14 protein-coding genes and 1 pseudogene are annotated in these 14,772 nt (G+C 68.2%); 9 read left to right on the plus strand and 6 right to left on the minus strand.

The genetic code is table 11. The features are described 5' to 3' along the window. Positions 1–23: 23 nt before the first annotated feature. From ACP4J0_RS17570 to dnaA, 5 genes and pseudogenes are all read right to left on the minus strand, one after another. Positions 24–599, minus strand: coding sequence for a DUF721 domain-containing protein (locus ACP4J0_RS17570; protein WP_426599616.1), 576 nt, complete (start codon positions 597–599; stop codon positions 24–26). Further along, positions 596–1,717 carry a DNA replication/repair protein RecF gene (gene recF / locus ACP4J0_RS17575; RefSeq protein WP_426599617.1) on the minus strand — a complete coding sequence of 374 codons (1,122 nt, stop codon included), beginning with the start codon at positions 1,715–1,717 and terminating at the stop codon, positions 596–598. Before recF ends, ACP4J0_RS17570 begins: the two co-directional genes overlap by 4 nt. Before the next feature lie 65 nt (positions 1,718–1,782). Beyond that, positions 1,783–2,733: pseudogene (gnd, locus tag ACP4J0_RS17580) on the minus strand (phosphogluconate dehydrogenase (NAD(+)-dependent, decarboxylating)); the annotation flags it as partial. A 143-nt stretch (positions 2,734–2,876) separates the two neighbouring features. Then, positions 2,877–4,007 (minus strand): DNA polymerase III subunit beta, encoded by a 1,131-nt coding sequence (gene dnaN / locus ACP4J0_RS17585; protein WP_426599618.1) that lies wholly within the window; start codon positions 4,005–4,007, stop codon positions 2,877–2,879. Between the two features lie 1,056 nt (positions 4,008–5,063). Beyond that, positions 5,064–6,977 (minus strand): chromosomal replication initiator protein DnaA, encoded by a 1,914-nt coding sequence (gene dnaA, locus ACP4J0_RS17590; protein ID WP_426599619.1) that lies wholly within the window; start codon positions 6,975–6,977, stop codon positions 5,064–5,066. Positions 6,978–7,353: 376 nt separating this feature from the next. On the opposite strand from dnaA, the gene rpmH reads away from it, so the two are divergent. From rpmH to ACP4J0_RS17635, 9 genes are all read left to right on the plus strand, one after another. Further along, entirely contained in the window at positions 7,354–7,491 is a 138-nt protein-coding gene (gene rpmH, locus ACP4J0_RS17595) for a 50S ribosomal protein L34 (RefSeq protein WP_003975051.1), read from the plus strand. A gap of 21 nt (positions 7,492–7,512) precedes the next feature. After that, positions 7,513–7,884 (plus strand): ribonuclease P protein component, encoded by a 372-nt coding sequence (gene rnpA, locus ACP4J0_RS17600; protein WP_426521507.1) that lies wholly within the window; start codon positions 7,513–7,515, stop codon positions 7,882–7,884. Beyond that, complete coding sequence (gene yidD / locus ACP4J0_RS17605; RefSeq protein WP_426599620.1) at positions 7,881–8,255, plus strand: membrane protein insertion efficiency factor YidD; 375 nt, start codon at positions 7,881–7,883, stop codon at positions 8,253–8,255. Before rnpA ends, yidD begins: the two co-directional genes overlap by 4 nt. 3 nt (positions 8,256–8,258) lie before the next feature. Then, positions 8,259–9,533, plus strand: a complete 1,275-nt coding sequence (gene yidC, locus ACP4J0_RS17610; RefSeq protein WP_426599621.1) for a membrane protein insertase YidC — start codon at positions 8,259–8,261, stop codon at positions 9,531–9,533. 15 nt (positions 9,534–9,548) lie between these two features. After that, entirely contained in the window at positions 9,549–10,061 is a 513-nt protein-coding gene (locus tag ACP4J0_RS17615; RefSeq protein WP_426521504.1) for a protein jag, read from the plus strand. 126 nt (positions 10,062–10,187) lie between these two features. Next, the gene (gene rsmG / locus ACP4J0_RS17620; RefSeq protein WP_426599622.1) at positions 10,188–10,907 is read left to right on the plus strand and encodes a 16S rRNA (guanine(527)-N(7))-methyltransferase RsmG; all 720 of its coding nucleotides are present in this window, start codon (positions 10,188–10,190) and stop codon (positions 10,905–10,907) included. A gap of 312 nt (positions 10,908–11,219) precedes the next feature. Beyond that, positions 11,220–12,293 (plus strand): ParA family protein, encoded by a 1,074-nt coding sequence (locus tag ACP4J0_RS17625; RefSeq protein WP_426599695.1) that lies wholly within the window; start codon positions 11,220–11,222, stop codon positions 12,291–12,293. Next, a complete protein-coding gene (locus tag ACP4J0_RS17630; RefSeq protein ID WP_426599623.1) occupies positions 12,290–13,402 on the plus strand; it encodes a ParB/RepB/Spo0J family partition protein in 1,113 nt (370 codons plus the stop codon). The genes ACP4J0_RS17625 and ACP4J0_RS17630 overlap by 4 nt, the downstream gene beginning before the upstream one ends. Before the next feature lie 328 nt (positions 13,403–13,730). Continuing rightward, positions 13,731–14,348: a GNAT family N-acetyltransferase gene (locus ACP4J0_RS17635; protein WP_426599624.1), complete on the plus strand. Its 618-nt coding sequence runs from the start codon at positions 13,731–13,733 to the stop codon at positions 14,346–14,348. A gap of 82 nt (positions 14,349–14,430) precedes the next feature. Here ACP4J0_RS17635 and trxA read toward each other — a convergent pair whose 3' ends face one another. Then, positions 14,431–14,763, minus strand: a complete 333-nt coding sequence (gene trxA, locus ACP4J0_RS17640) for a thioredoxin (RefSeq protein WP_426599625.1) — start codon at positions 14,761–14,763, stop codon at positions 14,431–14,433. Between the last annotated feature and the right edge of the window lie 9 nt (positions 14,764–14,772).

Here is a 14,772-nt window from a genome sequence, read left to right on the forward strand (position 1 = left end):
GGGGTGCCAGAGCACCCCCAGGGTCACCCGTAGGTGTCTCCCGGGCCCCGGCTCCCAGGGGCGCGCAACGGCCCGTAACGCCGGCCGGGCCCGCCGGAACCACCCGGTCCCAGGACCTTGATCACCCGCACCGAACCATGCCCGAGGTCCTCGTTGAGCCGGGCCACCAGCGTCGGCGCCAGCAACCGCAGGTTCGTCGCCCACGCCGTCGAGTCGCAGCGGACGACCAGCACCCGCTCCTCCTCGTCGTACCGCTCCGGCACACAGTGCTTCGCCACGTCCTCACCGACGATCTGCGGCCACCGGCCCATCACCCCGCCCACCGCGGCCGGCGTCTCCCAGCCGCGCTCGGTGATCAGCCGGTTGATCGCCGAACCCAGTGCCATGGGATCACGGCCGTCGGCGCGCGCGCCGGAGCGCAGGCCCCCACGCCGCGCCTGCTTCTTCTGCTGCGCCGCGTCCCCACGCGCGCGTGCCGCCTCCCGCGCGGCCCTGAGTGCCACGCGCGCGAGATCCACACCCGACGGCTCCGGACTCCTGCCGCTGCCGCTGCCGCTGCCGCCGGGAGGCTTTCCGGGGACCGGTTCGTCCGCGCTCATACGCGCTCCACCGACCCCTCCGCCACCGTGAACCGCGCCCCCGCCAGCACATGCGGTACGTCGTCGTCGACCGCGGCCGTCACCAGCACCTGCTCACCCGGCGCCACCAGCTCGGCCAGCCGCTCCCGCCGCCGCGCGTCCAGCTCGGCGAAGACGTCGTCGAGGACGAGAACGGGCTCATTGCCCTCCGCCCGCAGCAGGTCGAACGACGCCAGCCGAAGCGACAGCGCATACGACCAGGACTCGCCGTGGGAGGCATACCCCTTGGCGGGCAGCTGGCCGAGTTTGAGCAGCAGATCGTCCCGGTGCGGCCCCACCAGGGTGACGCCCCGCTCGATCTCCTGCTTGCGGGCCCCGGCGAGCGCGGCCATCAACTGCTCGTAGAGATCCTCACGCGTGTGCGCCTCACCGGGCGCCGACGGCTTGTACTCCAGCGTGACGGGGCCCCCGCCCGGGGCCAGCTGCTCGTACGCCTTGTCCGCCAGCGGCTGCACGGAGGCGATCAGATCCAGCCGCTGCGCGAGCAGCTCGGCACCCGCACGCGCGAGGTGCTGGTCCCATACGTCCAGCGTGGACAGGTCCATCGCGCGGCCACCGTGACGGCGGGCGAGCGCGGCCGACTTCAGCAGGGTGTTGCGCTGCTTGAGGACCCGGTCGTAGTCGGAACGCACCCCGGCCATGCGCGGGGAGCGGGCGGTGATCAGCTCGTCCAGGAAGCGGCGCCGCTCACCGGGGTCACCCTTCACCAGGGCGAGATCCTCGGGCGCGAACAGCACGGTACGCACGATGCCCAGCACGTCACGCGGTCTGACCTGCGAGGACCTGTTGATACGGGCACGGTTGGCCTTGCCCGGGTTCAGCTCCAGCTCGATCAGCTGCTGCCGCTCCCCCTGCCTGACCTGAGCGCGGATCACCGCACGCTCGGCGCCCATCCGGACCAGGGGCGCATCGGAGGAGACCCGGTGGCTGCCGAGCGTGGCGAGATAGCCGACCGCCTCGACGAGATTCGTCTTGCCCTGCCCGTTCGGACCGACGAAGGCGGTGACGCCCGGGTCGAGCGGGACCTCGACCCGGGCGTACGAGCGGAAGTCGGCCAGCGACAGATGCGTGACGTGCATGGTCGTTTCGCCGACCTCCCCAGCCTTCGGGTGTTGACCCTCCGGTGTTGACCTTCGGGTGTTGCCTACTTCTTCTCGACCGCGTGGCCACCGAACTGATTGCGCAGCGCGGCGATCATCTTCATCTGCGGCGAGTCGTCCTGCCGGGACGCGAACCGCGCGAACAGCGACGCCGTGATCGCCGGCAGCGGCACCGCGTTGTCGATCGCGGCCTCCACAGTCCAGCGTCCCTCACCGGAGTCCTGCGCGTAGCCCCGCAGCTCACCGAGGTGCTCGTCCTCGTCGAGCGCGTTGACCGCCAGGTCCAGCAGCCAGGAACGGATCACCGTGCCCTCCTGCCAGGACCGGAAGACCTCGCGGACGTTCTCCACGGAGTCGACCTTCTCCAGCAGCTCCCAGCCCTCGGCGTAGGCCTGCATCATGGCGTACTCGATGCCGTTGTGGACCATCTTCGCGAAGTGGCCGGAGCCCACCTTGCCGGCGTGCACGGCGCCGAAGTCGCCCTCCGGCTTGAGGGCGTCGAAGACCGGCTGCACCCGGGCGACGTCGTCCGCGTCGCCGCCGTACATCAGCGCGTAACCGTTCTCCAGGCCCCACACGCCGCCGGAGACGCCGCAGTCGACGAAGCCTATGCCCTTGGCGGCCAGCTCCTCGGCGTGCTTCTCGTCGTCCGTCCAGCGGGAGTTCCCGCCGTCCACGACGATGTCACCGGGCTCCAGCAGCTCGCCGAGGCGGTCGACGGTGGCCTGGGTGGCCTCACCGGCCGGGACCATGACCCAGACCACGCGCGGGGCGCTGAGCTTGCCCACAAGCTCTTCCAGGCTGTGGACGTCGGCGAGGTCCGGATTGCGGTCGTATCCGACGACGGTGTGGCCCGCGCGGCGGATCCGCTCGCGCATGTTGCCGCCCATCTTGCCGAGGCCGACGAGACCGAGCTCCATCAGTTGCGTTTCCTTAGGTGTGCGAGGGGCGGGACGGCACGTCCTGACCCGACGGATGACCCGACGATGCGTGCCGCGGCACTTTCGTACCCACGTCCGAGCCTAAACCCGGACGCCCGTGCACAGCTGTGGGCGTACGCGCTCATACGTACGCCCTCACCTGCGGGTTTGCCCTCACCCTGTGGACAACCGGCGCCCCACCCGATGAGCCGAGCCGCTCAGCCGCTCAGCCGCACCGGCATGATCAGGTACTTGTAGGCCTCGTCCGCCTCGGCGTCCACCGCGGGCCTGCCGCTGAGCAGCGCCGGCTTCGTGGACGTCGTGAAGGACAGCTGCGCCACCGGAGAGTCGATCGCGCTCAGACCGTCCAGCAGGAACGTCGGGTTGAAGGCGATCGAGATGTCGTCGCCCTCCAGCTGTGCGTCCACCCTTTCCACAGCCTGTGCGTCGTCGCTGGAGCCGGCCTCCAGGATGAGCACGCCCTGCTCGAAGCTGAGCCGGACCGGGGTGTTGCGCTCGGCGACCAGGGCCACGCGCTTGACGGCCTCCACGAAGGGAGCCGTCTCGATCACGGCGACGCTGTTGAACTCCGTCGGGAACAGCGTCTTGTACTTCGGGAGGTCGCCCTCCAGCAGCCGCGTCGTCGTCCGGCGGCCCGCGCCCTCGAAACCGATCAGGCCCTCGCCGGCGCCCGAGCCGGACAGCGCCAGGATCACCTGGTCGCCGCTGGTCAGCGCCTTGGCGGTGTCCTGCAGCGTCTTGGCGGGCACCAGGGCGACCGCGGAGACGTCCGGATTCTCCGGCTTCCACAGGAACTCGCGGACCGCGAAGCGGTAGCGGTCGGTGGAGGCCAGCGTCACCGAGTCGCCCTCGATCTCGATGCGCACACCGGTGAGGACGGGCAGCGTGTCGTCACGGCCGGCGGCGATGGCGACCTGCTGCACGGCCGAGGCGAACACCTCGCCGGGGACCGTGCCCGTCGCCTCCGGCATCTGCGGCAGCGCCGGGTACTCCTCCACAGGCAGGGTGTGGAGGGTGAACCGCGAGGAGCCGCAGACCACCGTCGCCCGTACACCGTCTGTGGAGATCTCCACCGGCCGGTTGGGGAGGGCGCGGGAGATGTCGGCGAGCAGGCGGCCCGAGACCAGGACCGTGCCCTCCTCCTCGATCTCCGCCTCCACCGAGACCCGCGCGGAGACCTCGTAGTCGAAGCTGGACAGGCTCAGCTGCCCCTCCTCGGCCTTCAGCAGCAGGCCCGCGAGGACCGGCGCCGGCGGACGGGCCGGAAGGCTGCGAGCCGCCCAGGCCACTGCCTCCGCGAGTACGTCGCGTTCCACCCGGATCTTCACTGTTGCCGCCTCCTGCTGTTGCCGGCGCTGCTCGCTCTGCCTGGCCTTCGTCGTCTGAGTCGGTGTCGTCGGTCCCCGTGAGGGGCAGAACACCGGGGACCAGTCTGACGCACCCCACTGACAGTAGGTGCCGTTCGGGGTCAAGTCGTGACGAGGGGCGGCCGGGCTCGAGAGGGCGAGTTGTGCACAGGACCCACTTCGAAACGAATTCCGCACTCTCTCTAGTCGTTAGTAGTAGTAGGGCCTGTGGATACCGTGGATAACCTCGTTTGCCCAGGTCAGAGCAGGTTTTTTGTCCACCGTGCCTGTGGGCGGAGCCGGTGGACAACCGGGCTCGTCTGTGGAGAACAGAAAGTTCTGCACACACCGTGCACAGGGAGGGGCGACTTCTCCCCAGAGCCGTCCCCAGGTTTACCCAGGTTGCCCACAGCCCAACCAGGGCTCTCGATGTGACGCCTTTCACTCGACGCGGTGACGGGGCGCGTCAGGTTGCCGAACAGTGGACAGGCGTGTGGAGAAGCTGGAGATCGCTGGGGACAACTCGCCTCAGCCTGTGGGTTGCCCGTGGACAACTTCGTGCACAGCCTGTGGACCGTTTCACTGTCCACAGGCTGTGGATAGTGTTCGTCCACGAATCCACAGGGACCTGACCTGCCCCGATGATCTCGTAACACCCTGGCCTGTGGACAGGATCGGGACAACTTCCCAGTCCCCAAGGTGTGGACGGAAAAAAGTCACCGAATCTGTGGAGAGCGGCCGTAACCCGGCAGGAATTCGAACAGTGGAGGAGCGGGGGCGGGTCCTGGGCGGGTCCGGTCCCTGCCGCGCCGCACCGCTGCGGACCCGCCGAGACGGTCCCGGACACGGATCGCAGGTGCGGGACGCGTGCACAGGCACGGGACGCAGGGGGCGCCGGCAGCACAGGGCCGCAGGTGTACGGGCAGCAGCGGGGGCGCAGGGCCGCAAGTACGGGCACGGAGGCAACGGGGGGCACGGGGGCACGGGAAAGGCGCCCCAGGGGTGTCCGGGGCGCCTCGGTGACCGGTGCGGGCGGTGTCAGCCGTTCTTGATGCGGTTGGTCAGCTCGGTGACCTGGTTGTAGATGGAGCGCCGCTCGGCCATCAGATTGCGGATCTTGCGGTCTGCGTGCATCACGGTGGTGTGGTCCCGGCCGCCGAACAACGCGCCGATCTTCGGCAGGGAGAGGTCCGTCAGCTCGCGGCACAGGTACATCGCGATCTGCCGGGCCGTCACCAGTGCGCGCCCGCGCGAGGTGCCGCACAGGTCCTCGACGGTGAGGCCGAAGTAGTCGGCGGTCGCGCCCATGATGGCCGTGGAGGTGATCTCGGGTGCCGAGTCCTCGCCGCCGGGGATCAGGTCCTTCAGGACGATCTCCGTGAGGCCCAGGTCGACCGGCTGCCGGTTGAGCGATGCGAACGCCGTGACCCGGATCAGCGCGCCCTCCAGTTCGCGGATGTTGCGCGAGATCCGGGAGGCGATGAACTCCAGTACCTCCGGCGGGGCGTTGAGCTGCTCCTGGACCGCCTTCTTGCGCAGGATCGCGATGCGCGTCTCCAGCTCGGGCGGCTGGACGTCGGTGATCAGGCCCCACTCGAAACGGTTCCGCAGCCGGTCCTCCAGCGTGACCAGCTGCTTGGGGGGCCGGTCGGAGGAGAGGACGATCTGCTTGTTCGCGTTGTGGAGCGTGTTGAAGGTGTGGAAGAACTCCTCCTGAGTCGACTCCTTGTCCGCGAGGAACTGGATGTCGTCGACGAGCAGGATGTCCATCTCGCGGTAGCGCTTGCGGAAGCTGTCGCCCTTGCCGTCGCGGATGGAGTTGATGAACTCGTTGGTGAACTCCTCCGAGCTCACGTAGCGCACGCGTGTGCCGGGGTAGAGGCTGCGGGCGTAGTGCCCGATCGCGTGCAGGAGATGGGTCTTGCCGAGGCCCGACTCCCCGTAGATGAAGAGCGGGTTGTACGCCTTCGCGGGTGCTTCGGCGACGGCGACGGCCGCCGCGTGGGCGAAGCGGTTGGAGGCGCCGATGACGAAGGTGTCGAAGAGGTACTTCGGGTTCAGTCGTGCGGTCGGCTCGCCCGGGCCCGTCGCCGGCGCGGGCTGTGCGGCCAGCGGGCCGGGGGCGCCGGTGGCGGGGCCGGGTCCGACGGGACCGCCGCGGTGGACGTGTCCGGAGCCGGACTGCGGCTCGGGCAGGTCCCGGCGGGGGCCACGCTGGTCGTAGTCGCCGCGGGGCTGTTCGTAGTCGTTGCGTTCGTAGTCGTTGCGTTCGTAGTCACCGCGGGAGTCGCCGCGCTGGGAGTCGTACGGCGGGCGGTCCGGGGACTGCGGACGGTAGTCCTGCTGGTACGCGTCCTTGCCGTACGGGTCCGGGCCGTAGGACTCCTGCGGCGGTGACGCGTAGGGGTCCCGTTCCGGGAAGCCGAGGCGCTGCTGCTGCCAGCCGTAGTCGTCCTGCTGTGCCGGGCGCGGCCAGGAGCCGGGCTCGGGGCGCTGGTACTCCTGCGGGTAGGCGGGGCGGGCGGTGGGGAGCTGTTCGGCGCGGTGGCGGCCGTATCCGTCGTAGCTCTCGTATTCGTCGCGGCCCTGGCCGCCGGGGGCGGGGAGCTCGGGCTCCTCGTAGCGGGGCTGGGGGCGGGCGGGGGGCGCCGGCGGGGTGGGGCCGGCGGGTTCGCCCGCGGTGTCGTCGACGGTGATCGCGATGCGGATGGGGCGGCCGCATTCACGGCTCAGCGTCTCGCTGACGATGGGGGCGAGGCGGCCCTCCAGTACGCCCTTCGCGAATTCGTTCGGTACGGCGAGCAGGGCGGTGTCGGCGACCAGTGCGAGGGGCTGGCAGCGTCGGATCCAGTGCTCGTCCTTCGACTCGACACCTTGCCCGCGGCCCTCCCCGAGGAGTTGCTCCAGTACGCGTGGCCACACTGCGGCAAGATCGGCAGGTACGTCAGCCACAGGGCACGCTCTCTCACGAGTCCCTCGAAGGTGTGATTCGGGGACGGGTCGGGATGAAACTCGGGTGGGGCAGGGATAAGGGAACGAATCGGAGTCCATTCACGGTAGTCAGCGCGGCCGGTAGGGTTCAAGTTGTTGTCCCCAGCCTGTGGACAAGCGTCTCCCGGTCACCGCTGGTTTGACCGAATGGCGCAGTCCCACGTACCGTAACCAAGTCGAGTTGTCGATGGCTGCTGCCGCCTGCCTCCGATGGGCACAGGTCACGTCCAAGGTGATCGAAAAGCGGTGCACTCGGGCGTAACGCGAGCTACTCGTGGGCGCACGGTGACAGCCAGGACGGCACCCCGCCAACCCCGATTCTTTCTGGAGCCCCCGAGTGAGCAAGCGCACCTTCCAGCCGAACAACCGTCGCCGCGCGAAGACCCACGGTTTCCGGCTGCGTATGCGTACCCGTGCCGGCCGCGCGATTCTCGCGACTCGCCGTAGCAAGGGTCGCGCCCGTCTGTCCGCCTGATCCCGGTCAGGTCATGACATCGTGCTGCCCACCGAGAACCGGCTGAGGCGGCGCGAGGACTTCGCGACCGCTGTACGACGAGGTCGCCGGGCCGGCCGCCCGGTCCTCGTCGTCCATCTTCGAAGCGGTGCCACGGACCCGCACGCGCCTGGGGAGAGCGCTCCCCCGACACGTGCGGGTTTCGTCGTGAGCAAGGCCGTGGGTGGTGCGGTCGTGCGCAACAAGGTGAAGCGCAGGTTTCGCCATCTGATGCGCGACCGGATCGACCTGTTGCCCCCCGGTAGCCTGGTAGTCGTACGAGCGCTACCCGGTGCGGGTGACGCAGACCATGCACAGCTGGCCCGAGACCTGGATGCCGCCCTGGAGCGGCTGCTGGGAGGGGGCGCGCGATGAAGTACCCGCTGCTGGCTCTGATCAAGCTGTACCAGTGGACGATCAGTCCGCTGCTGGGGCCGGTGTGCAAGTACTACCCGTCGTGTTCCCACTACGGCTACACGGCCATAGACCGGCACGGTGCCATCAAGGGCACGGCGCTCACCGCTTGGCGGATCCTGCGGTGCAATCCGTGGTCGCTGGGCGGCGTGGACCATGTTCCGCCGCGTAAGCGTCCGCGGTGGCACGAAATGCTGCGCGGCGCCTGGCGTGCACGCAAGGGCGGGCCCTCCGCCGCCGAACCGGCCACCGAGGGACAGACTGCTCCGACGAGCCAGTCCAGTCCTCCGAGCCCGGCCGCAGAGACCCAGCCCCATGCCCAAGGAGCATGATTAGTGGACACGATTGCCAGCCTCTTCAGCTTCATCACGACACCTGTCTCCTGGGTCATCGTCCAGTTCCACAGCGTGTACGGCGCCATCTTCGGCCCTGACACCGGATGGGCCTGGGGCCTGTCCATCGTGTCCCTGGTGATTCTCATCCGTATCTGCCTGATCCCGCTCTTCGTGAAGCAGATCAAGGCGACGCGCGGGATGCAGACGCTCCAGCCGGAGATGAAGAAGATCCAGGAGCGCTACAAGAACGACAAGCAGCGCCAGTCCGAAGAGATGATGAAGCTGTACAAGGAGACGGGTACCAACCCGCTCTCCTCGTGCCTTCCCATCCTGGCGCAGTCTCCGTTCTTCTTCGCCCTGTACCACGTGCTCAACAGCATCGCGTCGAACGACACCATCGGTGTGATCGACAAGGGCCTGCTGGAGAGTGCGCAGAAGGCTCACATCTTCGGCGCGCCGCTGGCCTCGAAGTTCACCGACGGCGCGTCCGCGGTGGAGGCTCTCGGTTCCTCGCTGACGGACGTCCGGATCGTCACCGCGATCATGATCGTGCTGATGTCGGCGTCGCAGTTCTTCACCCAGCGCCAGCTGATGACCAAGAACGTCGACACGACGGTCAAGACGCCGTTCATGCAGCAGCAGAAGATGCTGATGTATGTCTTCCCGGTCATGTTCGCCGTCTTCGGCATCAACTTCCCCGTCGGTGTCCTCGTCTACTGGCTGACCACCAACGTGTGGACCATGGGCCAGCAGATGTACGTCATCCGCAACAACCCGACGCCGGGTTCCAAGGCGCAGGCCGCCTACCTGGAGCGACTGCAGAAGAGCGTCACGCAGCACGGCAAGACGCGTGGTCGTGGTGAGAAGGCCATCGTGAAGGCCATCGTCGCCAAGGGCCGGGACCGCAACGAGTTCGAGCGGAAGTTCATCAACGGTCTGAACAAGGCGGGCATGGCGGCCCAGGCCGACGGCACCGTGGTGAAGAACGACGCCGCGGTCTCCGCCCAGACCGAGGACGGCGCGACCGTGACCACTCCGGCCACTCCCAAGCGCCAGCAGCCCAAGCGGCAGAGCAAGTCTCAGCGCCAGGCCGCGAAGGTGGCCGGTGAGCCCGAGTCGAAAACGTCGCTGACCAAGTCGGACGAACCGCAGGACGCCAAGCCTGCCGCCGGCGCCAACAAGCCGGCTCAGAAGTCCGGCGGCGGTGGCCGTAGCAAGGCCCAGTCCGGACAGCGCAAGGGCCCGCAGCGGCCCAAGTCCCCGTCGAAGAAGTAAGAAGGAGCCCATCCCGTGACGGAAGGCACCACCTCCGCCGCTGCCGAGGGTGCAGACACCCTGACTCGCCTCGAGAACGAGGGCGAGATCGCTGCGGACTACCTGGAGGGCCTGCTCGACATCGCCGACCTCGACGGCGACATCGACATGGACGTCGAGGCCGACCGTGCCTCTGTCTCGATCATCAGCGACTCGAACAGCCGTGACCTGCAGAAGCTGGTCGGCCGGGACGGTGAGGTGCTGGAGGCTCTGCAGGAGCTCACGCGCCTGGCCGTGCACCGGGAGACCGGCGACCGCAGTCGGCTGATGCTCGACATCGCGGGTTACCGGGCCGGGAAGCGGGCCGAGCTCTCCGAGCTGGGCGCCAAGGCCGCTGCCGAGGTCAGGAGCAGCGGCGAGCCCGTGCGAATGAAGCCGATGACGCCGTTCGAGCGCAAGGTCGTGCACGACGCGGTCAAGGCCGCGGGGCTGCGCAGCGAGTCCGAGGGCGAGGAGCCCGAGCGCTTCGTCGTCGTGCTTCCCGCCTGACCTGTTCTCACGTTCTCCGGCCCCGTCTGTTGCGCAGGCGGGGCCGGATTTTGTCAGCCTGATAGTTCTGGTGGTTCTTGTAGCGGCGACTGGTGCGCCGGTGCCGTACGGAAGGACGGTCCCCCTGTGACGGAGGCAGCGGAGCTTCCCCCTGTGCCTGAGCAGGCACGCGACGTGTTCGGTGATCGGTACGCGGATGCGGTCCGCTACGCGGAGCTGCTCGCCGAGGCGGGAGTGAAGCGTGGCCTGATCGGTCCACGCGAGGTTCCCCGCCTGTGGGAGCGCCATCTGCTGAACTGCGCGGTGCTCTCGGAGGTTGTGCCCGAGGGTGTGACGGTGTGCGATGTCGGTTCGGGTGCGGGCCTGCCGGGAATCCCGCTGGCGCTCGTCCGGGAAGACCTGAAGATCACGCTCTTGGAGCCGCTGCTGCGGCGTACCAACTTTCTGACCGAGGTCGTGGAGTTGCTGGGTCTCGACCATGTCACGGTCGTGCGTGGCCGGGCCGAGGAGGTCATGGGCAAGATGCCGCCGGTGCATGTGGTGACGGCTCGTGCCGTCGCCCCGCTGGACCGTCTGGCCACATGGGGGGTTCCGCTGTTGCGCCCGTACGGCGAGATGCTCGCTCTCAAGGGCGATACGGCCGAGGACGAGCTGAAGGCCGCGGCCTCGGCGCTGAGCAAGCTGGGTGCGGTGGAGACGTCCATCCTGCATGTCGGTGAGGGCGTCGTGAACCCCATGTCCACCGTGGTGCGGGTCGAGGTCGGGGAAAGCCCGGGAGGCGTGCGTTTTGCCGCCAAGCGGGCCAAGGCGGCCCGGACGGGGCGGACGCGTCGGCGTCGCGGATAGCCGCGCGGGTAGCCGCAATGGGCGTGGGCGGCGCCTCTCTGTTCTGATGGGCCCTGAAGGTCGGCAGTACTCCACACAAGCTGCCGAACCTTCGCGCGCCGGAGTGTCGCGACAGTTCGGCTTCGGCTGCTGTGCATCGTGTTTCACGTGAAACGTCGCTCACTGCTGCACGGCATCATCAGTCGCGGCCGCGCTGCGGCCGACCCTCGTGACCGAAAGCCTCTCGGGTCGCTCGGGGAGGGCACGGAGTTGTCCACAGAGGTGGATTTCTCCACAGAACACCAGGCCTCACTGGTTCATGACCCCGAAGACATGGGAGGCTCTGTTCATTGCGAGCCTGAAGTCGAGGAGAGTGAATCCTTGCGGTCCGACGCCAATATCGCGGGACCGATGACCGATCCGGTCCCCGGTCCCCGTACCGAGTCGATGGGGGCGGATGTTTCACGTGAAACACCGCCTCCGATGGACGACACTCCGATCGGTCGTGCCGCCCAACTGGCGGTGGAGGTTCTGGGACGCGCCGGCGAGGGACTGCCGCGGCCCGAGCAGACCAGGGTCATGGTGGTCGCCAATCAGAAGGGCGGTGTGGGCAAGACGACGACGACCGTCAATCTTGCGGCGTCGCTCGCTCTGCACGGTGCCAGGGTCCTGGTCGTCGACCTCGATCCGCAGGGCAATGCCTCCACAGCGCTGGGCATCGACCATCACGCCGACGTCCCATCCATTTACGACGTGCTGGTCGAGAGCAGGCCACTGTCCGAAGTGGTCCAGCCGGTAGTCGACGTCGAGGGTCTCTTCTGTGCACCCGCCACGATCGATCTCGCCGGTGCGGAGATCGAGCTGGTCTCTCTGGTGGCGCGCGAAAGCCGGCTTCAGCGGGCGATCCAGGCGTACGAGCAGCCGCTGGACTACATCCTCATCGACTGCCCGCCCTCCCTCGGCCTGCTGACAGTCAACGCGCTCGTCGCGGGCCAGGAGGTACTGATCCCGATCCAGTGCGAGTACTACGCGCTGGAAGGACTGGGGCAGCTGCTGCGGAACGTCGACCTGGTCCGGGGGCACCTCAACCCCACGCTGCATGTGTCGACGATTCTGCTCACCATGTACGACGGCCGGACGCGACTCGCGTCCCAGGTCGCTGACGAGGTGCGCAGTCACTTCGGTGACGAGGTGCTGCGGACGAGTATTCCGCGGTCGGTTCGTATCTCCGAGGCCCCGAGTTACGGACAGACGGTACTGACCTACGATCCAGGATCGAGTGGAGCGCTCTCCTATCTGGAGGCAGCTCGCGAGATCGCGCTGAAGGGTGTAGGTGTCAGTTACGACGCGACGCACGCCCACATCGGCGCACAGAACGACCCGAACATGGTGGAGGGGATCCAGTGAGTGATCGACGGAGGGGGCTGGGCCGAGGTCTAGGCGCACTGATCCCCAATGCTCCGACGGAGAAGTCGGTGGCTTCGGCGGCACTGGGGAGTGCGGCTTCCGCGCCGCAGGGGACGATGCCCCTGCTGCCGAGCGACCGTGGAGTGGCCGCCGCGAAGGTCGCGACGCTGCCCCCGGTTCCACGTGAAACGGAGGAGTCGGCGGCGCGCAGTGCGGCACCGAGCGGTATGGACGGGCTGAGGCCGCCCATGGGGGCGCACTTCGCGGAGGTCCCCCTCGAGGCCATCACGCCGAATCCGAAGCAGCCGCGGAAGGACTTCGACGACGACGCGCTGGCCGAGCTTGTCACCTCCATCAGGGAGGTCGGTCTCCTCCAGCCGGTCGTGGTCCGTCAGACGGGGCCCGGACGCTACGAGCTCATCATGGGCGAGCGTCGACTCCGGGCTTGCCGAGAGCTGGAGATGGATGCCATCCCAGCGATCGTGCGGGCCACAGAGGACGAGAAGCTCCTCCTGGACGCGCTGCTGGAGAACCTGCACCGGGCCCAGCTGAACCCGCTGGAAGAGGCCTTCGCCTACGACCAGCTGCTGAAGGACTTCAACTGTACGCATGACCAGCTGGCGGACCGCATCGGTCGCTCCCGTCCCCAGGTTTCCAACACGCTGCGTCTGCTGAAGCTGTCGCCGAAGGTTCAGAACCGAGTGGCTGCCGGAGTGCTCTCCGCCGGGCACGCGCGGGCACTGCTCTCCGTGGAGGACCCTGAGGAGCAGGACCGGCTGGCGCATCGGATCGTGGCCGAGGGGCTTTCGGTGCGGTCCGTCGAAGAGATCGTCACCTTGATGGGTTCCCGGCCCCAGAAGGCGCAGCGCGCCAAGGGCCCGCGCGCCGGTGCTCTGGTCTCCCCGGCGCTCTCGGACTTGGCGACACGGCTCTCGGATCGCTTCGAGACCCGGGTGAAGGTCGACCTGGGGCAGAAAAAAGGAAAGATCACCGTGGAGTTCGCTTCCATGGAGGACCTTGAGCGGATCCTTGGGAGCCTCGCTCCCGGTGAAGGGCCCGTGCTGCAGAAGGGCCTCCTGGACGGTGAAGCCGAGGAGCTCGACTCCTGAGGCCAGGGCAGATGGAGCACGGGCGGTGCTCCACCTGCTGACGGGGCGGGTCGTGTCCGGTGCGTACCGGAACACGGCCCGCCCTTTGCTTTCCGTCGGTGTCGGGGTTACCGCATCGTGGATACGATGCGATCAGGATGGCGCGAGCACCTGGCGGTACCTCTGAGAGGAAGGCAGGGGCCATGCGAACGATGAGCCGCACCGGATTGGTGAGCGCGGGCTTGGGGCTGGGTGCGGTCGGTGGGTTCATCGGCAGCCTGCTCAGGGAACGGAGCGCTCTGACAGCGGCCCGCGACGCGGCGGGCGAAGGAAGCGAGGAAAGGCCTTCATGGGGCGCCGGCTCGTACCGCTCACGCTGGACAACCTTCAGGACCTTCCCCAGCGCTGTCGCTCGTGCGTCTTCTGGGAGCTGGACCCCGTCAGCGGTGAAGCCGCGGTAGAGGCAGGCACGCCGGCCCTGGAGAAGGAGTCCTGGATCTCCGCCGTCCTGCTGGACTGGGGATCGTGCGGCCGGGTGGTCTACGTCGACGATGCTCCGGTGGGCTTTGTCCTCTACGCTCCACCGGCGTACGTACCGCGCTCGACGGCCTTTCCCACCAGCCCTGTCTCTCCCGATGCGGTGCAGTTGATGACCGCGTTCGTGATGCCGGGCTATCAGGGGCAGGGACTGGGCCGGGTGATGGTTCAGACAGTCGCCAAGGATCTGCTGCGCCGGGGTTTCAAGGCGATCGAGGCGTTCGGGGATGCCCGCTGGAAAGAGCCCGCCTGTGTCCTGCCCGCGGACCACCTGCTGGCTGTGGGCTTCAAGACGGTCCGGCCCCATCCCAGCCATCCGCGGCTGCGGCTGGATCTGCGTTCCACGCTGTCCTGGAAGGAAGATGTGGAGATGGCACTGGATCGCCTGCTCGGAGCCGTGCAGAAGGAACCGGCGCTGCGGCCGCTGTAGCGGCGCTGCGGTGTCGACAACCGCTTCCATGCGAAATGGGCCGACCCGGACGGGTCGGCCCATTCGTGTTTCACGTGAAACGTCAGTCGGCGATGAAGTCCTGGAGGTCGCGGACGAGCGCGGCCTTCGGCTTGGCACCGACGATGGTCTTGGCGACCTCGCCGCCCTGGTAGACGTTCAGGGTCGGGATGGACATGACGCCGTACTTGGCGGCCGTACCCGGGTTCTCGTCGATGTTCAGCTTGACGACCTCGATCTTGTCGCCGTACTCGGCGGCGATCGCCTCGAGGGACGGCGCGATCTGGCGGCACGGACCGCACCAGGCGGCCCAGAAGTCCACCAGGACGGGCTTGTCGCTCTTGAGGACGTCCTCGTCGAAGGAGGCGTCGGTCACCTTCTTCAGGGCTTCGGCCACGGCGGGCTC

This window comes from Streptomyces sp. WG7 (assembly GCF_049975785.1).
GTDB lineage: Bacteria > Actinomycetota > Actinomycetes > Streptomycetales > Streptomycetaceae > Streptomyces.